Origin of the sequence: Candidatus Nitrosocosmicus agrestis, from assembly GCF_008389435.1 — an archaeon.
GTDB classification, from domain to species: Archaea; Thermoproteota; Nitrososphaeria; order Nitrososphaerales; family Nitrososphaeraceae; genus Nitrosocosmicus; species Nitrosocosmicus agrestis.
Genome location: NZ_VUYS01000015.1, coordinates 39,231 through 61,768, shown reverse-complemented (window position 1 = coordinate 61,768; position 22,538 = coordinate 39,231). Strand labels below are relative to the sequence as shown.

Annotated in this window: 21 protein-coding genes; 10 read left to right on the top strand and 11 right to left on the bottom strand. The window is 32.5% G+C overall.

Translation table 11 applies throughout. From position 1 onward, the window contains the following. The first annotated feature begins 357 nt into the window (after positions 1 to 357). On the top strand, positions 358 to 801 hold the full coding sequence (locus tag F1Z66_RS10420; RefSeq protein WP_149863557.1) for a hypothetical protein: 444 nt from the start codon (positions 358 to 360) through the stop codon (positions 799 to 801). A gap of 917 nt (positions 802 to 1,718) precedes the next feature. On the opposite strand, the gene F1Z66_RS10415 is transcribed toward F1Z66_RS10420, so the two are convergent. The 3 genes from F1Z66_RS10415 to F1Z66_RS15880 form a co-directional block, all read right to left on the bottom strand. Continuing rightward, complete coding sequence (locus tag F1Z66_RS10415; protein WP_438502944.1) at positions 1,719 to 2,099, bottom strand: universal stress protein; 381 nt, start codon at positions 2,097 to 2,099, stop codon at positions 1,719 to 1,721. A gap of 10 nt (positions 2,100 to 2,109) precedes the next feature. Beyond that, positions 2,110 to 2,658 (bottom strand): hypothetical protein, encoded by a 549-nt coding sequence (locus F1Z66_RS10410; protein ID WP_195907528.1) that lies wholly within the window; start codon positions 2,656 to 2,658, stop codon positions 2,110 to 2,112. Between the two features lie 106 nt (positions 2,659 to 2,764). Continuing rightward, positions 2,765 to 4,609: a multicopper oxidase domain-containing protein gene (locus F1Z66_RS15880; protein ID WP_159357438.1), complete on the bottom strand. Its 1,845-nt coding sequence runs from the start codon at positions 4,607 to 4,609 to the stop codon at positions 2,765 to 2,767. Between the two features lie 319 nt (positions 4,610 to 4,928). On the opposite strand from F1Z66_RS15880, the gene F1Z66_RS10400 reads away from it, so the two are divergent. From F1Z66_RS10400 to F1Z66_RS10390, 3 genes are all read left to right on the top strand, one after another. Beyond that, positions 4,929 to 5,855 (top strand): NmrA family NAD(P)-binding protein, encoded by a 927-nt coding sequence (locus tag F1Z66_RS10400; protein WP_159357439.1) that lies wholly within the window; start codon positions 4,929 to 4,931, stop codon positions 5,853 to 5,855. A 222-nt stretch (positions 5,856 to 6,077) separates the two neighbouring features. Next, the gene (locus F1Z66_RS10395) at positions 6,078 to 6,614 is read left to right on the top strand and encodes a hypothetical protein (RefSeq protein ID WP_149863553.1); all 537 of its coding nucleotides are present in this window, start codon (positions 6,078 to 6,080) and stop codon (positions 6,612 to 6,614) included. Positions 6,615 to 7,182: 568 nt separating this feature from the next. Beyond that, on the top strand, positions 7,183 to 7,356 hold the full coding sequence (locus F1Z66_RS10390) for a pyridoxamine 5'-phosphate oxidase family protein (protein ID WP_149863552.1): 174 nt from the start codon (positions 7,183 to 7,185) through the stop codon (positions 7,354 to 7,356). 520 nt (positions 7,357 to 7,876) lie between these two features. Here F1Z66_RS10390 and F1Z66_RS15550 read toward each other — a convergent pair. Next, on the bottom strand, positions 7,877 to 8,026 hold the full coding sequence (locus F1Z66_RS15550; protein ID WP_154670544.1) for a hypothetical protein: 150 nt from the start codon (positions 8,024 to 8,026) through the stop codon (positions 7,877 to 7,879). A gap of 382 nt (positions 8,027 to 8,408) precedes the next feature. Between F1Z66_RS15550 and F1Z66_RS10385 the strand changes: the two genes are divergently transcribed. Next, a complete protein-coding gene (locus tag F1Z66_RS10385; protein ID WP_149863551.1) occupies positions 8,409 to 9,005 on the top strand; it encodes a dihydrofolate reductase family protein in 597 nt (198 codons plus the stop codon). A gap of 307 nt (positions 9,006 to 9,312) precedes the next feature. Here the strand turns inward: F1Z66_RS10385 and F1Z66_RS10380 are convergent, their stop codons facing one another. After that, positions 9,313 to 10,317, bottom strand: coding sequence for a Vgb family protein (locus tag F1Z66_RS10380; protein WP_201448567.1), 1,005 nt, complete (start codon positions 10,315 to 10,317; stop codon positions 9,313 to 9,315). Positions 10,318 to 10,879: 562 nt separating this feature from the next. Between F1Z66_RS10380 and F1Z66_RS10375 the strand changes: the two genes are divergently transcribed. From F1Z66_RS10375 to F1Z66_RS10370, 3 genes are all read left to right on the top strand, one after another. Beyond that, positions 10,880 to 11,695: a hypothetical protein gene (locus tag F1Z66_RS10375; RefSeq protein WP_149863550.1), complete on the top strand. Its 816-nt coding sequence runs from the start codon at positions 10,880 to 10,882 to the stop codon at positions 11,693 to 11,695. A gap of 1,073 nt (positions 11,696 to 12,768) precedes the next feature. Next, positions 12,769 to 12,900: a hypothetical protein gene (locus F1Z66_RS16280; RefSeq protein WP_255437917.1), complete on the top strand. Its 132-nt coding sequence runs from the start codon at positions 12,769 to 12,771 to the stop codon at positions 12,898 to 12,900. A gap of 712 nt (positions 12,901 to 13,612) precedes the next feature. Then, positions 13,613 to 13,819: a hypothetical protein gene (locus F1Z66_RS10370; protein WP_149863549.1), complete on the top strand. Its 207-nt coding sequence runs from the start codon at positions 13,613 to 13,615 to the stop codon at positions 13,817 to 13,819. Between the two features lie 332 nt (positions 13,820 to 14,151). Here the strand turns inward: F1Z66_RS10370 and F1Z66_RS10365 are convergent, their stop codons facing one another. Continuing rightward, the gene (locus F1Z66_RS10365) at positions 14,152 to 14,382 is read right to left on the bottom strand and encodes a hypothetical protein (RefSeq protein ID WP_149863548.1); all 231 of its coding nucleotides are present in this window, start codon (positions 14,380 to 14,382) and stop codon (positions 14,152 to 14,154) included. Positions 14,383 to 14,645: 263 nt separating this feature from the next. Between F1Z66_RS10365 and F1Z66_RS10360 the strand changes: the two genes are divergently transcribed. Next, positions 14,646 to 14,852, top strand: coding sequence for a hypothetical protein (locus F1Z66_RS10360; protein ID WP_149863547.1), 207 nt, complete (start codon positions 14,646 to 14,648; stop codon positions 14,850 to 14,852). A 334-nt stretch (positions 14,853 to 15,186) separates the two neighbouring features. Here F1Z66_RS10360 and F1Z66_RS10355 read toward each other — a convergent pair whose 3' ends face one another. Together F1Z66_RS10355 and F1Z66_RS10350 are read right to left on the bottom strand one after the other, a co-directional pair. Next, complete coding sequence (locus F1Z66_RS10355; RefSeq protein ID WP_149863546.1) at positions 15,187 to 15,726, bottom strand: hypothetical protein; 540 nt, start codon at positions 15,724 to 15,726, stop codon at positions 15,187 to 15,189. Positions 15,727 to 15,863: 137 nt separating this feature from the next. After that, a complete protein-coding gene (locus F1Z66_RS10350) occupies positions 15,864 to 16,442 on the bottom strand; it encodes a hypothetical protein (RefSeq protein ID WP_149863545.1) in 579 nt (192 codons plus the stop codon). A gap of 589 nt (positions 16,443 to 17,031) precedes the next feature. On the opposite strand from F1Z66_RS10350, the gene F1Z66_RS15545 reads away from it, so the two are divergent. Then, complete coding sequence (locus F1Z66_RS15545) at positions 17,032 to 17,190, top strand: hypothetical protein (RefSeq protein WP_154670543.1); 159 nt, start codon at positions 17,032 to 17,034, stop codon at positions 17,188 to 17,190. Positions 17,191 to 17,600: 410 nt separating this feature from the next. Here F1Z66_RS15545 and F1Z66_RS10345 read toward each other — a convergent pair whose 3' ends face one another. The 3 genes from F1Z66_RS10345 to F1Z66_RS10335 form a co-directional block, all read right to left on the bottom strand. After that, positions 17,601 to 18,653 (bottom strand): cupin domain-containing protein, encoded by a 1,053-nt coding sequence (locus F1Z66_RS10345; protein WP_149863544.1) that lies wholly within the window; start codon positions 18,651 to 18,653, stop codon positions 17,601 to 17,603. 338 nt (positions 18,654 to 18,991) lie between these two features. Next, complete coding sequence (locus tag F1Z66_RS10340; protein WP_149863543.1) at positions 18,992 to 20,533, bottom strand: cytochrome P450; 1,542 nt, start codon at positions 20,531 to 20,533, stop codon at positions 18,992 to 18,994. A gap of 876 nt (positions 20,534 to 21,409) precedes the next feature. Continuing rightward, positions 21,410 to 21,736 carry a hypothetical protein gene (locus tag F1Z66_RS10335; protein WP_149863542.1) on the bottom strand — a complete coding sequence of 109 codons (327 nt, stop codon included), beginning with the start codon at positions 21,734 to 21,736 and terminating at the stop codon, positions 21,410 to 21,412. Between the last annotated feature and the right edge of the window lie 802 nt (positions 21,737 to 22,538).

Sequence of the window (22,538 nt, the reverse complement as noted above, 5' to 3'; positions counted from 1 at the left end):
TTATATAAATATAAATATAATCTATTTCTTTTAACAAATGTTTTTCTATTACTTCAATAGTATTCAATCATGTTTAAATATAAATTATTACTACTAGTGAATTAAAAATCCGTGAGAAAATATTGTACTTTAAAAGCGTAATTTAAAATGGAATCGATGTGGGACAGGTTCAAACATGGATTTGTCAACACCTTCAACTCTTTCTTTTTTGTTATATAATGAATGATATTTACGTTACTTCAAAAAGTATAGGGAAGCTTTCAGTCGCGATAGATCAGGTATTAATAATAAACCTTGTTGTACATTTTTCGAAACCTGTTTTAACTGATGTATCAGAGTGCTAATGTTACATTCAAAATGATAAAGTCAAATAATTCAAATACAGCAGCAATCTTGATTGTGGCACTATTTGCAACGATACTAACTCTGGGTGCATCGACACATAATCTTCAAACCGCATTGGCACACTATGGAGTCGATAAGGATAAATGCAAAAATGATGAGGATTACTATAAAGATCACGAAGATGATTGTGACAAAAACCTGAAGAAGCATTACGGAGAAGATTATGACGGTAACTTTGGATCAAAATCAATAGATGACAATGATAATGATGATAATGGTAATGACAACGATGACAATAGTAATGGCGATAATAGCATTTCACAAGGAATAGGTCAATCACAATCTTCTGGACAGAGCAGCGAGGCAGCATCCGGAAATAATACCGCGGCCTCTGGTAATAACTTGAATCTGCAGGGACAAGAAAACACCGGTAATAATGCAGCAGCACAAGAGTAATAGTCCATTCCTCTTTTTATTGACGGATTATTATTATCAGTTACAAATCAATATATAGAAATGAAACAATGCGACCTATAGTTTGGAAAAACCTTGAATAATGGAAGAATTTTATATAAAGACTAAATTGTTTTAAACATGCAATATATTTTAAAGATTCAAATCGCCTAAAATATTACCATATTGCATCTATATTTTTGCATTGTATTTTAATAGATATATTTTTGATAAAAGCGAATATGTTTTTATAGTCCTTGATATCTTACTCTATACATTTAACTACAAATGAATATTTATGAATATCTTTTAAATATGATGTTTTGTAGAAATGAAAATGCATATTCGGTTAAAGAATAATGCATTAGGTAAAAAGTTTGTCATAGCTATTAGGAACGGGGTGTTGATAGATATCACTACATCCAACACCCTTTCCTATTTTTTTATTATCGCATTCTAATATATCAAAAGTTCTTTTATCGAGAATATTAGCTATTACAAAATGAACCACTTCTCCGGCTTAATTTAGTTTGCTAGTAAATCTTCATTCATATTTTTTATGAAAAGTAATATCATTTGATTTTAAACAATAACTTTATTCTGAATATAAATCAAAAACAGCATTATGTGATGGTATAGTCTATTTGCAATATAGCCAATTCATTTCAAAATATCAATTAAGCTCAGGTTCTGACATTTTAATGAAATGTAGTCTCACAGTTAAGATCTATCTACTTATTAATAGAATTGTAAGCCGATCATAAAGGGAAATATTGCAGACATAATTCTTATCAAGAATAATTTTATTGAGCAATTAATTTGAAACCTAAAGATACAAAGGATGATTTATTATTTTGTTCCAACTAAATTATTTTCTCAATACAAAATATTTCTATTTTATTCTTAAATTATACTTTTCCTTAAATAATAAAATGAACCTTATGGTGCGCTATTAGTACTAGGCATCCTGCCAATTCTGAAACATTTCTGGTAATGCTTCCCAGATCTTTTATCTTTAATATTTCTGTTAATCTGTTGCTGCTATCCATAACAATCATGTTGACTTTCCTGGCCTTTGCATACTCTGAGATTTTCTTTACAACCTTTTCAGTTACACAAATACTTTCAGATCCTATCTTTTGTTCACTTAAATTTTTGATTTTATTTTCAGCCCATTTTGGTAATTTGTTGACTGATGTTATTCTTAGGTTCATCATTTTTGCCTTTTCAATATGATCTTTTTTGTTTCCAAATACCATGGTGTCTGGGTCTTCAATAATATCAATAACATGAAATAATATCGTTTTATCTTTACATGGTCGAGCTATTAGTGGTAAAATGATAAACTAGTGGTGTCGGTAGATCTGTCTTGTCATTATCGATTGTTGTGACCTCAGCATCTATATTGTATTTACCTACTTCTGTAAAAAGCGGCCCGTTAATAACTATCTTGGCTGCTGGATCAGGAACAATGGCATTAGTTAACACATCAAAGGTACCGCCAACGGTCAAATGAGATGAATTGCTATTCCGAGCCACAATATTCAGGTCTCCTGTGTGAGAGTGAAAGAATTCAGAAAGCTTCACTTGATCATCTTTTGCTATTGTTAACCTGTATGTGACATGTTGAATTTTTTGTCCGGTATTTTCGTCAGTCAAATGCATAGTTAGCTGAGCATCTTTACCTGGAATTATATTCATGGGCTCTATTAAAAGATCCATAGAAATATTTCGATCTCCTAGAGTAGCCATTGGTGGTGGTGCACCATGATGTTGTGCAAACAGCGAATCAGTGGTAGAAATCAAAGCCGTTAAAATAAATAACGCGCTCAAAAGAACAATTCCATACGACTTATTCAAATTGAAATATGGTTTTAGGCCTGTTTTTTTATTTGGAACCCTGCTTTTGATTTATCTCATTACACGTATTCTTATACGGAATTTCAGCCCTCATTCAAAAAACCACTCATTTTACAATTATTTCAGCAGTCATCCATGGATGAATAGTGCAGTAATATTTGAATTCTCCTTGTTGGTCAAAAGTGTGCTTAAATTCACTTCCATCACCATTAACAATTCCGGAATCGAACATTCCTGTCGGACCAGTACCTGAATCACCAGAGGTCACTGTGTGTGGCATATTATCATCGTTATTAGTCCAAGTGATATCAGTTCCTACCTGAACTTCCGCTGAGGGTGGATCATAGAATATTTTATTATCCGGGTTTGAAGATCCAGAAACGATTGATATCTGGTTAGATTTAGTTGTCATATCCTTCTCAAGATGGCTAGATTTGACATTGTCAGCATATGTAAGACTGGAATTAGACCTAATATCGTTTGATGCTGTTGTGTTTGTTGCTAAGGTTTTATCGAGATTTAAAGAAAGCGTCTCACCATGATTTTGAATGATTTTTGTTTCATTCGTTTCTTTGCCTTTATTTTTTCCTTCTCCTCCTTCTCCTCTGCTCATTTCTTTATCGTTTGCAATCTGAGAAACTAGTTTTGAATTTTGAAGTTTCTTTTGCAATTCATATTGCCACTCAAACATTGAGACACTTTTGGTTAATGGTTCTGAGATACTGCTTGGGTGTTTTTGTAGGTCCAAGTCCATTGTGTTATTACTATCATATCTTACCTTCAAATCATTCCCTTCTGATAAATATTCGGGACCCATCACTTGTATTTGACCCATGTTTCCTTTTTCTTCTTGGATTCCATGTGTATGGAAGAAATAGTTACCAGGGTATTTCCACTTGGCTTCAATTATAGATGCATCGCCGGGTGCAACCGATACTGTTTGCGAAAGAATGGGTAGGTTGTCCCACAAGCCTGAGGGGTACGTCAAAAAGGTAGTGCTATGAAGATGAAAAGATGCAGGTATTGTGGTTCCTAAATTAATTAAATAAATTCTCATCAAGTCTCCTTGATTAATTTGAAGTGGATTGTGAATGTACTGGTCTGCATATCCATTTATGATGTAATAGTCAGCTTCAAAATCAAGTTGATTTTTAAGGTTGTATTCTCCCATGACCATTACAAATTCTTTTGCTGGCTTAACTGGTTTGCTTATTGGGTCTACAATAAGCGCACCATACATACCCATTCTTATGTGCAGGGAAGTCGGTGGAGCATGACAGTGATACATTAAAGCACCTGCTGGTTCTCCGGTAATATTATAAAGATATGTTTGACCTGGCATAATTTGGGGGGTAACTCCATCATTTACGTCGTCATGATTACCATGAAAATGAATAGTATGAGGGATGGGTGATTTATTTATGTACTTGATTGTTACATTTTCACCTTCTGTTAGTCTTATAGTAGGTCCAGGAGCTGTCCCGTTAAAAGTCCAAGCTTTTACTCTTTTTCCTGGGGCTATGTCAATTTCTACATCTTCAGTGACCAATGTTATAATTCTTGTTGTATTGTCGTGTTTGTTTGATGTTTTGTTATAGTCTTCCATAACAATATTTTTATCAATGGAGGAAGTTAGCGACATAGACTTTGGATCGAAATTATCAGCTAGGGTGGCATTTTCATTTAATCTTGTCTGGTTTATTCCTTGGGCAAAAGCCTCTGAAGGCTCCAACCCATTGAAGTCAATTGTTAGGCTAATTATCGTGATGAATGCGCACACTGAAAAGATTATGAAAGAAAACAAAGAAATGGATTTCTTTTGCTGTGTTTTCAAATCGTGATTAGTATTGTCTTTAAATCGTGTACGTAAGTTGGAATTATTGTAGGTCGGCAATAGCCTAGGCCTTAATGAACTCTCTCCTGTTAACTTGGCAAATGCATTTAGATTCAATAAGTTTAATGACCATGCCCTTAATATAATGTTGTCTTATGTTGTTATACACTGTAAAACAAAAAAATAAATAGAGATCAACGCATTGTATTACAAATGCTAACACGATTGTGTCAGTTCTTCTCTTTCCTAAATGATACTTTTACAACTGAAAGGCAAATTAAAAAATGTGTAAATGAAAGAGCAGGTAATACTAATAAATATAGATCACATGTCTTGTGTGAATGGCAATCTGAATTTATCTTATGACATTTGTCCTTCGCTCTGTTCATATTCTCAAATTCCATTTGTTCTGCTAATTAATTAATAAATCATGGATATGACTTCGATACTAATTACAGGTGCAGAAGGTTGCATGGGACAGCATCTGATAAATATTCTTTCTATCTATGGCAAAGAATTCTTTGTATCATTGAGACGTGCTAATCGTTCCAATGTGTTAGGCAGTAGACAAATCCGGGGTTTCAGAAATCAAAGTTTAGTCAATTTTATTGACTTGGATTATGACAATCTCGAATCAATTGTCTGCCATAAACTGGAAGGCATAGAAAAAATCTTCTTACTAACACCAAATTCCAATACTTTGGATGTAACTAAAAAAATTATGACAGAAGCACAAAGAACCCAATCAGTAAAACATATTGTTAAGTTATCAATTCCGGGAACAAATTTAAGACCTCCAACCCCTGAAGGGATGATGCATAGACAGGCTGAAAAAATAATTGCAGAATCTGGCCTTCATTATACTTTTCTGAGGCCTAATTACTATATGCAGAATTTTATAACAATCCCTTTTCGGCATTCCATAAAGGGAACTGCTTTCTATCTTCCTTTAGGAGACGCTAGAGCTAGCTTTGTAGACATTAGAGATGTGGCGGAAGTAGCGGCAAGAATCCTTAACGAACAATCCAACAAACATTATGATATGATTTATGATATAACTGGTAGACAGCATCTAAATTGTGGCGATATATCTGAAATTCTTAAATCAATACTCGGATTGCCAATAGATTATGTTCCCATATCCGAGCAAACTGCAAAGAGAGAACTTATCTTGGCCGGATTGAAACCTGAATCGATAGTCTGTTTTCTAAACTTATACCGGATTATAAGGGAGGACCATATGAGACGTATCTCAAAAGCAGTCGAAACAGTTTTAGGTCGAAAGCCGATATCGTTTGAAACTTTTGTAAGAGATCATATAGAGTTATTTAAAAAAAGATTGAATCCATTATCAAGTCAATAATGACGCCTTCGTAATGTTTGAATAGTATATGGATATTGCATTCCATTTTATGGTCTTTATATGAATATTTGATTCAAAGGTGACTAGATATTTCATTTTTTTAAAAAATAAAAAACTACCAAATTTAAGATCTTCGATAGGTTTTATACCCAATTAAAAATTTTCTCTGATTCATAACAATGCATAATAATATTAGACACTGTAAATAAGGTAAGAAACTGCATGACAAAAACACCGACTACAAATACTGCAATACGTATACCGACTGAAATTTACGAAAAAATTGAATTTCAAGCTTCTACCGAGGATAAAACCGTATCTGCAATAATAAACAATATTCTTAGAAAGTATGTATCTTGGGACCAATTTGTAAGTGACATAGGATTTGTTTTTTTGCAAAAGCCCTTTGTACGAAATATCTTTGAACATGTGTCAGATGATGACCTTGTTAAAGCCGCAAAGACATCCTGCTATACGGGTATGAGGGACGCTATATCTTTTATTCATGGAAAAAATGATGTAGAAAGTATTATAGATGTTTTAAAGTTGTGGTTTTCTGCATCTAATTTTACAAATAAAGTTATTCGAGACGATGGTAAAATCGAATTTAGGATCCAGCATAATCTTGGTCGAAAAGGTTCATTATATATAGGCACTTTAATAAGTACTCTTTTTGCAGATTTAAATATAAAATCAAAAGAGGCATTGCTAAAAGAACATTCCTTAGTTATTGTGTTTAATTCCCAATCTAAGAAATGAATTATAATTTTATTATTGAACCCAAATAAGGCATAGTTTGATTTAGGGTAATGCCAAACTCATTTTAACCTGTTAAATAATTGATAATAGATTCGTATACCATTTAATAGTTATTTATAATCTAGTGGTAAAAGAAACTCGTATTACGATGATCTTATTAAATACTGATATTACGAATTTATCTAAAATCTGATATGTTTTTTTATATCTGATAATCATTGAATAAGTATACATTTTCAAAACTGAAACAACAAGTTATCAGATCTTTAAAAGATTTGCCTTCAATCATCCATTATTAAAAAAACACATGATGGATCAATCCTCAAGTAAAAAGAAATCCTAACAAAAGAAAGAATAATCTTATATGAAGGATCGATATCAATGTACAATACCACACCTAACTAGACTAGTTTTAGATCGATTTTCTTTCTTATTCTTGCATAGATATTTTTGGACAGAGACAACAAGTTGTAACCTATAATTTAGTTTATAGGGTAATAAACTTCCAGATCCGTGTAATAACTCCTACCTACAATACTTTTATTCTACCTAAGGGGTTTCAAATAATATGAAGATTCTTAAAGCAAGTGCTGAAATTCCCAGTATGACATTGGAAGAGGCTGAGCGATTCCTTGAAAGTAAATTGAATTTACAGCTTGCTACCTTTGATAGTAAAGGAGATCCTAATATTCAACCTGTATGGTTCTACTATGATAAAAATGAGGAAAATTGTTCATTATGACGGGTAAAAGGACTACTAAGAGTCAAAATGTTAGAGAAAGACCCACCATTTATTTTGCATAGAAGATGGAAACAGTCCATATAAAGGCGTAAAAGGCAAGGGTGTAGATACAATTTCCAACGAATTTCAGACAGTCATGTCAATATCTAATAAGATAATTATGAAGTACTTAGGTACACTTGATAATCCAATGGCAAAAACTATTAGTGAACGCTCTAGAAGCGAAGATGGGGTAATAATTGAAATAGCCCCAAGATTTTTCTCTACTTGGGATTTTGGTAAAATGTCTATGTCTTGACTGTTATGTAGAAACATTAAAAGATTTGTTCCTAACTTGATAGCGAAAGGACTAACAAAATGCAATTCTGTTCTTATTTGTGACTTGTTTGTTTAATAAATATTAAGTTGCTTACTACAATTATCTTTGATATTTTGAATAAAATGAGGTATCAACACGGCTCCCTAACGCCCAAATTAAATAGTCTCTTCTGTGGTAATATATCCATATTATTTTACAAGCTTATGTGTCTTTGTCAGGTTTTTCTATTTCTCTTTTGATTGATTTTAATGTTCTTTCTTTCTTTTCCTCTGGGGTGTTTTCGGACATTCCTACCATATTAGATTCCTCATACACAAACTCATTTTCTCCACTATCATTAATCGATGACATGTCAGTAATTATTGTGTAAAAAAGGTTAACTATATTGACATGTCTTTAACCTTACTTGATTTTACTAGTCTTTGTTTTTTTTAGATTCCTGTCTGTCTTAACCCACTTTTAATATCTGTCTAAAACATTGCTGAACTCAAACAACATGTTATTTCAAAACACTAAATATGATATTTAAAGTTGAATCAGAGAACCATAGCAGCATGAAGGGTTTTTTTGCGGAAAAAATACGATATACTTTTGATCCCGTCCATACTTAATAGAACCATTGATGCCTTATTATTTATGATTACTCCTTATTTACTGGAATTTTTGTTAGGTGACGTATGTTTATCAAAAAAAGAAAACAGGATCTTCAAATTGAATTGGGGAGGGAGCGTAGATGAGTGATAATACTGAGCCTACACGAAAATTAAAACTACATGTAGAAATGTCTGTTGATGGCTGCATTGCGGGACCCAATAATGAAATGGACTGGATAGATTTTACTTGGAATGAAAAACTTCGAGCATATGAAGATAGATTACATGAACCAGTTGATACTGTCCTCCTAGGGAGAAAAATGACCCATGAATTCATTTCTTATTGGTCTGATGTTTTAAAAAGACCTAAAGACAAAGAGTACTTGTTTGCCAAAAAAATGATTGATACGCCAAAGATAGTGTTTACTAAAACACTCGATAAATCAGAGTGGCCCAATACTGAAATAGCAACTGGTGAACTTAGGGAAGAAATTACAAAGTTAAAGAACCAAAAAGGTCGTGGTGATATCATAGTTTACGGTGGTGCTTCATTTGATTCTTCCTTGATTAGGGAAAACTTGATTGATGAATATTATTTATTTGTCAATCCTGTCGTAATCGGGAATGGAAAGACCATATTTAATGATTTAAAAGAGGTTCGTAAACTATCGCTTGTTGAATCAATAGCATTTGACTCTGGAACAGTTTTGCTCCATTATAATAAAAAGAAAAATTAAGGGTAATTTGGATAAGAAAACAATCATTTTTTTATTTTTTGTGGTCTTTTTTTTGATACAGACAATAATCATTATGGATTCCATTTGACCTTGTTCATATCCTACTCCCAATCTCAATGAAACTTGTATTGATGATGATACTATGATTGAGAGAGTGTAAACTTTTATCTTTATACTGGAGCAATGCTGGTCAATCATATTAACAGTAGATGTGTTTCTATAGCTAAAAACTGGCAGATTCTGTAGGTTCATTGGAATCTTCCATATGTTTAACAATAAAATAAGCATGTCAGAGGCTAGGGGCTATTCATTGGTCTTTAGTTTTTATTAACAATATGTGGTCGGTTCCTGATTCTGCTCCCCAAATTTCGCCTTCTATTCCAAGAATCTGTCTTACGTTGGCTTCTGGGCTAGGAATTTCAAATTTAATGAAAGTTTCGTTTAGAGGATCAAATATATATATCGAATTGGAGCCAAAATCGCTAATCCATACCTTGTCCTTTATATCTACATATGCTGCATATGGTTTTGGGTTATCCACTGGTAATTTCCATTCCTTCCATTGAGCAGTTTGAGGATCATACTTTCCCAACTGCCCTGCATTCCATTCTGATACCCAAATATTTCCCTCAGAATCGGACCAGACTCTTCTAGACCCTTGCTCTGGTGTAAGGGGTTCCAAAATGGTTACTTTTCCTGTATTTGTATCTACACGTCCTACATAATTACCTGCTAGTGATGCATAGTATATTGATCCGTCTGGTGTATTTGTGATCCCATAAGGACCTGTGCCTTTTGGTGCATCAAATATATCGATGACACCTGTCGATGGAAATAACCTTCCATAAATTCCACTCTGACCTGTAAAACACAAAGTTCCATTCTTGTCAAATGCAGCAGTATTGAGATTTGCATACTCGGCACTTTGTGGAAGTGGATATATGGTAACATTTTCTGTAAAAGGATCCACTCTAACTATAGCATTTAACCCTCCATCAGTAATCCATGGCGCACCATCAGGACCTGCTATAACCCTATGAGGAGCTGATCCTTTGCCGAGGAAAATATGTGAAGTCTCTCCGGTAGAAATATTTAATTTTCCAAGTTCGCCAGAAGACTGTGCCGTGTACCACACAATATCTTTCAACAGATTCATTGAGACATTGCTATTGACGTAAGGCATTGATGTGGCAGGTGCAACGTTATGAGGTCTTGAGCTTTCAGGAACGGGATACTCTCGTAAAGTAATGTTTTGGTTATTTGAATCTGAAATGGTGGTGTTTGGGTTCAGTATTTTTTGACTGTATGACACTAATGGAAGATACTAAAATATACTTGTATTTTGTGTCGTTTAATGTTGATATCTGCTTCATTTGGGTCTCGAGATTCTCATTGTAAGGTTGGACCTTGTACGTCAGCTTTTCGTTATAGTACCCAACCGTCATGTTTTGTAATGGTGATAAACTTGAAATACTGATACCATAAATAATTACATATACCACAATTCTTAATTTAAAACAATTAGGCATAGATCCTATACATTTTATAAATGTACAAAAAATTATTTAAGTGTACTTAGGGATTATCAGACTTTGGTATAATGTTTATTCTATATGCATTTACAGACAAATGCATTCTTATCCAGCCAGTTAATAATAACTAAATTATTGCACTATGTATTTGAACCCTGATACTGGGAGAACATTATCCCAACTCTTCCAAATTTAGTTATATTCTACCAGTTAACAGCGCCATGTACAGTTTTATTTCATTGGGTAACCTTTTAAACTTTTTAACAAATTAGCATTATTGAGATGATTTGGCGACTTAAAAGAAATGTTAAATTGTAATAATGGGTTAAATACAACGCTGTTATGACCATAGTTATTCGCTCAGACTTTAAATTTACGGATCTTTTAAAGAATTCTCTAAGATCCAGATATGAAAATAGAAAAAGGTCTGAGGAGGAAGTACATGTTTCTGACATCTTGCCTTCTACATGTATTCGAAAACAATACTATGGACGCAAATTTCCTGATTTCGATCCACTTTCTGAAGAGTCAGTACATCATTTCATCAGGGGAGAATCTAGCGAATTCGTAATTACAGACTTGGCCAATATGGGGGTAGCACAGGCTGATTTAGAATTCGATGGTTTAATTGCCCATCCGGATATTTTGGATAAAGATGTAATTGTTGAGTTAAAGGATACTCAAAGTACCAGGAGTTTAGATATTACGGATCAACGATTCAAATCATATCTTAGACAGTTGCTTTATTATCTTACTATAACTGGTATCGAAAAAGGGATCATATCAATCAGATATAGTAGCAGGGAGATGCGTTGGATAAAATCGGATGAAAAAGGTGATTATTTTTTCCGTCCCTTCAACGGTAAAGGTCCGCACATCGAAAGCTGGTCTGTATTGTTACCTAAAGATGATATAGCAAGAGAGCTTTTCAAAAATGAAATGATGCGTAGGAAAAACCTATTTGTAAAGGCTCTTAAAGAAGCGGACGTGTCTGTACTTCCTAGACTTAATATGAAAATAAGAACCAGCAAGTGTCCATACTGTGTATTTTATCATAAGTGTATGAATGAGGATGAAGAAACAGAGCAAGCCACAAAAATGGCAAATGAAGTTGATCTCTTAGACATTCCAGGACTGGTTGATTTTAAACCATTTTGACATGATATAACTATTATGAATTTACTTGTACCCTCTTTGGAAACTATGATCTATGTTTTTGATCGATGGTTTGAAATAAAACATAATAAGAAACTCTAAATAGGTTCATTCCTCTGCGGTCAACAATTCTCTCTGTTTATATATTTAATATATTTTATATCATCCGTAATCCATCTTCATAAAAGTAAATCTTTATCTAAAAAATGTGTTCAAGGTCTTTCTTTATATTCTATTTAGGTAGCAAATCTCTAGAAACTGCAATTATTGTTTATTTGATCCTATCTAATTCACATATCCTATCAATCTTTATCATTTTCTCTGTCAGGTAACACCTTACCGTATCCATGCATTAGGTTATCATGCCTGTAGTTTAGGTCATTTAACTTACTCCAACTGTTTACTTTGTCTTCTCTGATCATTATACAAGTCTGTGATTTTCCTTTGAGATATCCATCTTAAATTATTTTTGGATTACTCTGCTGTTTTGAATTTATTCTTAATATTATTTAAGTTCTTAATACCTTTTAGTAACATAAAAGACTGTATTAGGAAAGTGTTATCCAAATCAGCTAAATAAATTCTTTCAACTGCTTTTACTTTCATTTGACTTTATCATGTTTCTTTTTAATTTATTTGTCAATCAATTGGTGATGCTCTTTTTTAGTTGAGAAACTGCTTTATAACTTATTTCCAATTATATAAGTGTTCTCTATCAGTTACACGGTTCAGAACTTCTACCACTTGTATTCTAAATATCTATCAGATTAAATTAAATTCTAATTGATAGTTATTCTTATAACCAACTCTTTAGGTTATTGGCTCGTTGTTGAGATGAGATGTTGTGGTTTCAGCTTGTCTGTTTGTTGTCATCAACTCTACTACACTAAGACCTTGATCCTAATAGGCATAAACTATTAATCAACACTAATCAAAATTCTTTTTATGAAGAAATAATCCTTTGAATTAAATAAGAATTGCAGAAGATATATTTTAACATGTTTTTGGGAATGATTAACAATTGTTAAATATGAAAGAAGGTACTATTATATTCACATGATTAAAAGGCGATTGTATTGGCAGCATCAATCTTGCTGGTTTTTGCATTAGTTCTGACCACGTATGATCAAAAGGGCAACTTTATAGTGGAGGGGACTTTTGTAGACAGTTCAAGAAATGGGTCTAATGATGTAAGCGTATATATCTAAGAATATATGCAATACGCGTGAGACAATATTGATTTGATTGATGCAATGTACGATGATGATCCTGCTAGTCCGGATGTGCAGTATACAACTAACATTGATATGCCGTTCATTTAATTGATGCAAAAGAGGATTTTCATCTATGTGTAGTAGATGAGTATAATGGCGAAAGATATGATTGTTTTGAGATTTCAAATAGTCCCAAGAAAGGTCCAAAATATCTAACAGTGAGGGTATGATTGAATCACCCAAAATTCTTATTCTTATTTATCATTTGATTCAGAAAGTCTCATTATTTTAATTCCAACCTTAATTTCATAAGATTGGCATGGTTCTATCCATGATAATTAGTTATTTCTTTTAACAGTATATTGGAACAATTTCTTGTATGATCTTATTACAATACTGAAATCAGCAAGGATATCTGAATACCCAAATGAAATGATCGCTTGTGTTATTATACAATAGTAAATAATAAGGCTCTTAAAATAATAAATTGGATATTAACAAATAAACAGTAATACTTCATAGTAAACAGCCATAATTCAATTAGAGTAATAATAAAAAGTGTGAGGGAATTAGTAAAGTACTCTATTTTGAACCAATCTTAACGAGCTTGGTAATTCTATATTTAATAATCAATAGTAAATCAAGACTTTAAATTCTAAAAAATCGATCAATATAGGATATAAAGAATGTTATACTAACAAATACAATGTCAGAAGAACCACTTAATAGAAAAGATGACCTTCAAGACGATGTTCACGATGCCGCTGATGACACAGAAAACACCTTAGACGAAGCCGGAGACAAAATTAAAGCTGGTGCTAAGGCTATGGCGAACAAGATAAAGGATCCAGATAAGGATATGGGTACAGAATATGACAAGGAAAAGTTCAAAGAAGAAGTGAAAGATTACTAATGTTGGTGATTTTTGGATATTCTTTTTTTGAATCCTGTTGGATTATATCTCCTTAGTAGTAATCCCCATTAAATTAAAAAATTTTTGTGCGGATACTTAACCAAAAGTGGCAAGAAATTTTAATTATTAGAATACATACCGCCTTGAACCAATCCTAATGCGATAAAGCTTGATCCCTATAACTATCGGAAATGCATTTCTCTAATACCTCATACATTCCACTCTAAAAAAACTGATATTCTGGATTTCAAAAATACACAAGATATTGATTTTAATATCTGGTTCTCAAAATAAAAATATAACAGATAGTGATAGAAATTTGATATATGTCATTACGATTGAATGACTGAACTACCATTCGTATTCACTGTTTGATTTGTTCCCGACAGGATAGTGGTGTTTTCTTCTTCAGCAATGTAAACATCCTTATATGCATTTCCTGTAGGTTCGTCTATACCATCTAATACGGTAGCCTTCGTATCTTCTGGATAGAAGAGCGAACCAACTAACACTCCTGTAAGTAAAAACATTATGCCATAGGTCTTGATGATAAATGTTTTCATAATTCTACATCTCTATTACATGTTTATATCTTTGTGCTTTACTATCAACTACCTTTTCAAAAATTTGATGGAAAATCTATTAGATGTGTTGACAAGATTGTTGGATTCCATACAACCTTAAATCGAAACCCTGCAAGTCAAAACTGTTACTGGATATTATAAATTGTCTATAAAATGTTGACTGCTAAATGAATTGAAAAATAATCTTCAGTTTAATGTTGGTATATCAAGGTTATTTAAATCGAAATCAAATGTACAATGAAATGTTCAAAAATTCTATCGGATTGATTACCTTTAAGAAACATTGGTTTCATCAATATAGTAGCCCGAATATAGCTTATGAATATGCGGATGCTGGGTTATATGTAACACTGACTTCTGTAACAGATAATCTTAAAGAGCATTGTCTGTTATTTGATAATTATTATGAACTTATGGATAACTTACAAAATGAGTTACGATATGGATGATCTCTATTCAAAGCGTTTGAAGATAATTTAGTATGCTCGAACAAATTTACTATGGGGGAATTTTGAAAAGAATATTTTTAGTCATATGATGTTACCTTAAAAGGGTATCTTTTATTGTATTTCTTCTGCAATTAAGAAATCTCACCGATATTAGAACCAACTCCAATGTACCAAGCTACTGATGATGTATAATACAACGCTAGTCAAGTTCAATTATTACAGGATCATTGCTACTGCGTAAGTTCTTACCACACATTCAACTCGCTTCTTCAATGTAACTTTTCATAATAGTCTAAGCATTAGCAAGAACATGATAATCGCTTTGAAGATGTTGTTATTCTTTATTGATTTTTTTTTCAACATAAATTAGTGAAATTACCACTGCTATCCGTATAACAAGGCTCCAAAATATCACTGCTGCGGAAGGGAAATTCTCAAATATCCAATCATGGTCCCAGACACCATACATACCGATCGGATTGTAATAATATTTTATCCACTCAACAATACTAGTTGTAGGTATATGATCTTCTGCCCATAATAAATTTCCGTGTAAAAGTCTCTCAATCCCCCATATGGGTGAATCCATGACCACTGTCGAAAGTAAGAACACTGCAATGAAATACTCTATTTTTAATGGTTTGAGAAAGAACATGAATAAAGCTGGTATGAAATGTCCAATAATATTCCAAGGCTGATAAAGATGATTGCCTCCAAATACCTCGCCAATGGATAAGCAATTTATTGGTATATTACTTGCCGGACAATAAGCTATGGAATCAAGAAAGTCAAACCACGTGGCGTAGCTTATCGATACTAAAATAATCAGCATAATTCGCTTCTTTGTCCACACCTTTTTAGTCTTTTTGAACATCCATTTATCACAACCGAAATGACAAGGAGTCAAGAATGTATTTTGAATTTACTGGAATTAATAACAATAATGCCATTATATAAGTGGTTTTTTTATCATTTTTAGAATCTTTGACATTCTCCAAAGATAACTTTCTACTATGCTCTATCTGTATTAATTTTTATAGATTTGATCATTGAGTCTATATCTTTCATGTTGTGATCAAAGAACTTTTCTGAAGACGTATAGGTTATAGAAATCGTTTTGTTGTTTTCAAAAACGGATGTTATGAATAATCCTTTAATAACACCAAAAGAATTATCTACCTGATTTATAAATACAATTGAACCAGCTGTATGTCCATCAATTGTGTAGTTTCCAAGTATTTTATCTACTATTTGTAGGCCATGGTTAAATCTTTCTTGTAAAATTAGTGGATAATAGATCAAAAATCCCTCTTTGAAACTTTTTTCATCAATTTCAATATTTCCCATAGAAATAGTAATAATGGACTTGTGGTCAGGTAAAGTGAATTGAGTAACAGGATCTACAAATTTGATAACAGGTTCTCTGTATTCTATCTTCCAGCCTTGCGGATATTGTAAAGTATAATTGCCATTAGGGTCAGTGTAGGTTGTATTTTGTACGCTTTCTATATTTGATTGAAGTTGTAGTTGCTGCCCATAGGAAAATAAAGATAATATTTTACTATCAGATGAAACTATGAGAAAAAGCATGCAGAACATACATAAGAGAAACGTGTTGTATGGTTTTTGATAATTGTTAACCGAGTGTTTCATATTTCTGATAATATTAAAACAATGTAATTATTATATATGGTGTCTTGAACTTGAGATGATCATAATTTTTTGGGTGCATTTTCATCTACGGTTGTTGATGTAGTCATAAACCAAAATTCAACTAGATATTGACAATGTTAAGGATTATGCACTCTGCCGATCACTAAAATTCCTACATTTGAAAATATCACAGAAGTTCAATACTTTTATGTTTGAGAAACTAGAAACATTGTTACAAAGATAACTTGAATGACTTTGATGATCACTCTGTTAGCATATTATCTGGGAACTTAATTGTATTCGATCTTACATAATAATTCTTCTACCAATAGCGTTCCTAACGACATATCACTTGTTATTGTTTGATTAATTTTTTGGTCCTTGAAAAGAAACCACACTCAAATAACTGGTATCTAGTCACATACGCCATGATGCTTAAAAACTATGGTAAACTATTCTACCTAAAAAAAGATGTCATTGCAAAAATAGTTGATTAGTTATAAAGTATGTTGAACATATTGGAATAATGACAGACAATTTTATTGACGATGCAGCAAAGAAATTGAAAAATTCACAACAGGATGCTGAAGCAAAGGCTCAGACTGCCAAAGACCATGCAGAGGGAAAACCTAGTTCAGAAACATTGAATAAAGCAAAAGAAAAGGTTAAGGATGCTCTCAGCTAATACTTTTTTTAGTTATTTTTTATGATTCTAGTCAACAAAATATATTTGCTAATTTTTGTTACAACCCTGTTATCTCGAATATAATTACAAAGAACCTAAACAAAATAATACTTGTTAGATAATGAAGTCATGTCTAGGGATTTGAATCCTGCCACAAATGCTTATATCAAACTGGTTATTGACTCTATTCCATTATATAATATATTTATACGAACAAGAACTGCTGTTATTTTTGAGTTCATTTAATTAGTTTAAGCGAAGTTGTATGTGGGCAGATAACGGCGAAATTAATCAGTCCGAGGAATTATAGAAAAAAATTCAACAATACTTTACTAAATTAGCAGGATTCCATACAGAAGATAAAAATGTGGTAAAGGAATAAACCCTGTCTAGTTCTATTGGTTGAGATATTAACTGGTATTGGCTGAAATCAATACATTCTTTACCAAACGAGGAAGACCATCGAAGAAATCTGAATCTTTTTTAAACATTGATCCAAGTACCGTATTTGAATATGAACTAAGGCCCCCCACAAGTCCTAAAAATTGAGGATTGTCATTACTAAAAAAAGAGGCAACTGTGCCTTTTTTTGAACTATCCGAGTTTTCTAAATAGTGAAAATATCCTGCTGGGACAAAAAACACTTGACCTTTTACCATTTCGTTTGTCTCCATTTCTCCTTTGGGTCCAAGAATTGTAAAACGCACTTTCCCTTCAATTACATAGTTTAATTCACCAGCGTTTGGATGCGTATGTGGCTCTATTATTCCCCTTGGTTCTAAATCCAGCACAAATACTGATAATCCTGAGAGAATTGGAAAATATGGATTACTTCCAAGTCTGGCAATACCGCCTGGAGTTTGGACTTGTGGTTCGGTAGACCCAAGATTTATTGTAAAAGGATTTGATATATTTTTACCATTCTCTGAATTTGCAAGATTATTCTCGGATTGATCAACTTGCTGGGTTTGTATTATCTCATCATAAGATTCCTCAATTCCTAATTGATCGAATAGTCCTGGCGATTTGAGTCCAAAGATGCTGTTTAGTATTTCTTTTGGTAGAGAATGAACTGATTCTGCCACACCTATATCTTGTGGCTGTTCGTTTTCGTAAACCATAATGACTTTAATCTCTTCATTACCAATATTTTCTATATCGTGCCAATAACCTTTAGGCACAAAAGTCAACTGACCTGGATACAGGGTAAATGTAAATTCTTGAGCGTTTCCATAAATAGTCATTTTAGCTTTGCCGGACAAACAATAATTTAACTCTGCTGAATTAACGTGCCAGTGGGGAACCTGAATACCTCCTTTCTTTAGTCTGAGTAATGAGCCGCCCATCCTGGATAATATTGGAAAGTTATCTTTATCCATTCGTGTTATACTGCCAAGCAAATTATAAACTTGAGAGCTTGAATTATCTAAATCAAATATCCATTGCCGAGTTTGTTTGTTCATTCATTTGCTCCTTTCATTGCTATTGTTATTAAATATTGTGATCAAAAGTAAGTGATTCACTTGCTGATACATTAACTTTGTCGACACCTTTGAAATAAAAAATGCATAAGAACTCTATTATCACTGGGAACTGAATCCAAGAACTCAAAGACGGTTAATATTTTACCCAAAATATATGTCATAAATAAAGCACAACTATTCACTACTCGCTTAAAGATTTATTATGAGATTAAATGTTAAAGAACACAGTTAACAATAATATTGGAACATGTTTGGGTGTTAACTGCGAACTGGTCATTTATCAATTAAACTACTTCCATAAACAAATAGGTGTGATTTCATCTTTCTGATACTATCATTTTGATTTCATTTTTTGGCCTTAATGTTACTAGCGGTTGTAATTTGACATCTGTTAACTTATCATAAAGCGTAATCTTCCATCTTTTCATTACATTTGCTAATACAATTATGCCTTCACTCCAAGCTAGTGATTCACCTATGCATGATCTAGGACCGCCCCCAAATGGAAAGTAGCTGAAGCGGGGAATGGATGTTTTGAATTTCGATGACCATCTTTCAGGAACAAATTTTTCAGGATCGCTAAAATATCTACTATCATGATGAATTAGATATTGACTCATGATGATAACGGCACCAGTAGGAATAGTATAATTGTCATTTAATATGTAGTCTTTTGCGGCTTGACGACCTATTGCCCAAGAAGGAGGATAAAGCCTCATCGATTCCATTAAGACTTTCTCTGTATACTTTAATTTTGGCAAATCTTCAACCGTAATAATTTCTCTATGACTGTTGTTGCTCTCCTTATAATCAGTTATTCGTGTAATTTCTTCTAGAATTTTGGCTTCAACATTAGGATGACAAGATAATAAATACAATGACCATGTCAGTGCATTAGCTGTGGTCTCATGACCTGCTAAAAAAATAGTCATTACCTCGTCTCTTAGCTGTTTATCAGTCATTATTGATGATTTTTCTTTCTTTTTTCCTCCATCTAGTAATAGCATTTCATCCCTAACCTTTGATTCTCTATCAGTAGAATTAATAAGAATAGAAAGGATGTTTGGCTTACTTTGAAATTCTTGAAAGTTATTATTTTCTCTTAATGCAGTGTTATCAATATCATATGTATTAAATTTCTTATTGTCACTGAGTAACATATTTTGTCGTTCTGCATTTATTTTGGCATATATGATATTGTCTAAATGTTTTAACGCATGCTTGTATTCTAAGGTTGATGGTAATGGAAGTTTTTCAATAAATCTTAAAAATGGAATTCTAAGTCTATTGATGAATTCAATAATTAGAGTAATATTATCACTAATTTGGTCTATTTCGTTCACTGTTATTGCATTATTTCCAAACAATAGTTTGCTGATTATAGATAGTGTCAATTTGGTCATCTCTTTATGAATATTTACCGTTATTCCATCTTTCCAGTTTGTGTTTGTATATTCTATGCAATGCTCAGCTAGGATTTTTCCATACACCTCTATTTTGTCTCTGCTGAATGCCTGTTGGACTAGTCTTCTTTGTTTTGAATGACTTTCACCTTCATTTGTTATTAAACCGTTACCAATTACTCGTTTTGCTAACTGCAATCCTGGACTTTTGATGAAATATTGATTATGTCTTACTAAAATATTATCAATAAGGTGTGGGTCATTTACAAGATATACATGTAGCTTTGGCCCAAATTTAAAATGAGATATATCTCCATACTTTGCGGTAATCTTTTTTAATATGGGTAGAGGATTCGATATAAATTTTAAAGCTAAACTGTATGGAATTATTTCTATTGGCCCAGGTGGATATTTATAATCCTTCCGAGTAGCGTTAGAATTGGAGTCAGGGTTCATCAATTCTATTGGTGTAACTATACTTAATTGATAATATCTTTATGGTTTTTTATGGTCCTTTGCTTCAAATACTTGTTTGTGTTGGAACTCTTGTGCTGCAGGAAACTCCATCTATCCCATCCCAATCTGTTACTATATCATCTCTACAATTCATAAAATATTTTGCGCAAATATGCTTTGTCCGGCCAAAAAATCCGTCACTGCTATATGTTGTACAACATCATTTTTCAAAGTGTAAAACTGATGCCATGCCATTGATAAACCTTACGCTTCTTGCTTTAGAAATTGTCATCTCTTGGAGTTAAATTAGTTATTCTGGTGTCTCAATTTGCTGAATGCATTTCTACCATCATCTCTTAGGATTTAGAATGAGTACATATCGTAATATGGGTTAATCAACATAATCTTTTAGTCAGACATTGAGTCAGAATGATATCTTACTCTTTATGTTTGTAAAATTGTGAGGTTAATTCTTTCATTTTGACTTTAATTTCTATGACTATTCGGAGAATAAAATCTAGTCCAAATAACCTCTTTTTTTTGTCTCCATGTCTATTCTTCATTTATTTTAAGTAACTATTTTTCTACATGTGAATACTCTACATTGAGTTTGCATAGATGAAAAGTAAATAGAGTATTGAGTTGAATGGTATTCTGATCGCTAAAAGATAATCAAAAGTAGAAATTACTACAGAAAATTTGAATCATGAAGTAAGCGACATCCACCAATACACAATGACCACCTATCGAAGCGAAAATGAATTAATTTTATATATTTGATTTTAGATGTCGTATATATTTCTCAATCTGTAAAAGAATTGATTCAAAATTAAATCCTAACAAAAATAGAGTTTGGGATATCTTGTTTTCAACTATCTAAAGATTTTTCTGAGCTTCTTGGGTGTGCATAGTTGCACCAGCGTTATCATTTGATTGCAATGCCTTTAGTGCTTCATCAACATGCATCTTTGCAGATCCAATTGCTGAATTGGAAGCTTCATTTAAGTGCATAGTTGCACCAGCGTTATCATTTGATTGCAATGCCTTTAGTGCTTCATCAACATGCATCTTTGCATTATTTCCACCAGAGCCTTCTGATCCTGTTGTATTTGTTTGTCCTATTGCAAAATTATTAGACACGGCGGGTGCTAGTGCTAACACTGTCAGAATAAAGATCGAGGCGATTGTGACATGTTTAATCATAAAAAATGATTTGCAAACAAAGGATATAAACATCGCAAATTAAGAGGTTTTCTAAAATCCTTAATTTGATAGTATAGATATACTGGGTATAAATCAGGTAAAGTCACTGACAGGAAAAAAGCAATCTTACGTGAATTAGAAAAAAGTGATATATGAATGAAAGCAAATATGCTATGAAAATTGAAACCATAGGTACAAATCTTGTGCAAGGTCGATAGCAGGACAAAGCAATGAAATAGAGTAATTATTCTGAAAATGGGATAAAAAACTCGGAATCCCTAAACAGTTTACGCTAATCAGTGGATATCATTCTTCTGGGAAGAAAAATTGCTAATGAATTCATCATTCATTGGAATTAGTGTCGTGATAAAGTCTGATGATCCGATTATGTTTTTGCTATGAAAAGATAGAAACACCAAAAGTTGTTATTACCAAGGCATTTGAAAAATTAATGATCAAGTAATGAAATAACCACAAGGGATTCAAAGGAAGAAAATACCAAGTTATAGAGCCACGAATATAATTGTAGTAATGATATCGTAATTTATTAAGGTACATTATTCGATCCTTTTTTGATTAAAGAAAATCTAATTAATGAATATTATTTGTTTATCAATCCTGTTGCAATTAGGAATAGAAAGTCTGTATTTAACAATCTAACAGAGAATTGTAGATTATGCCTTGTTGGATCCATGGCATATGACTCAAATTGTTTTGCTCCGCTTTGACTTGATAAGACACTGAAAGTAATTTGTCATTTATTTTAGTAACTTTGTTTTTTTGCTGTAATTGAATTGATCCT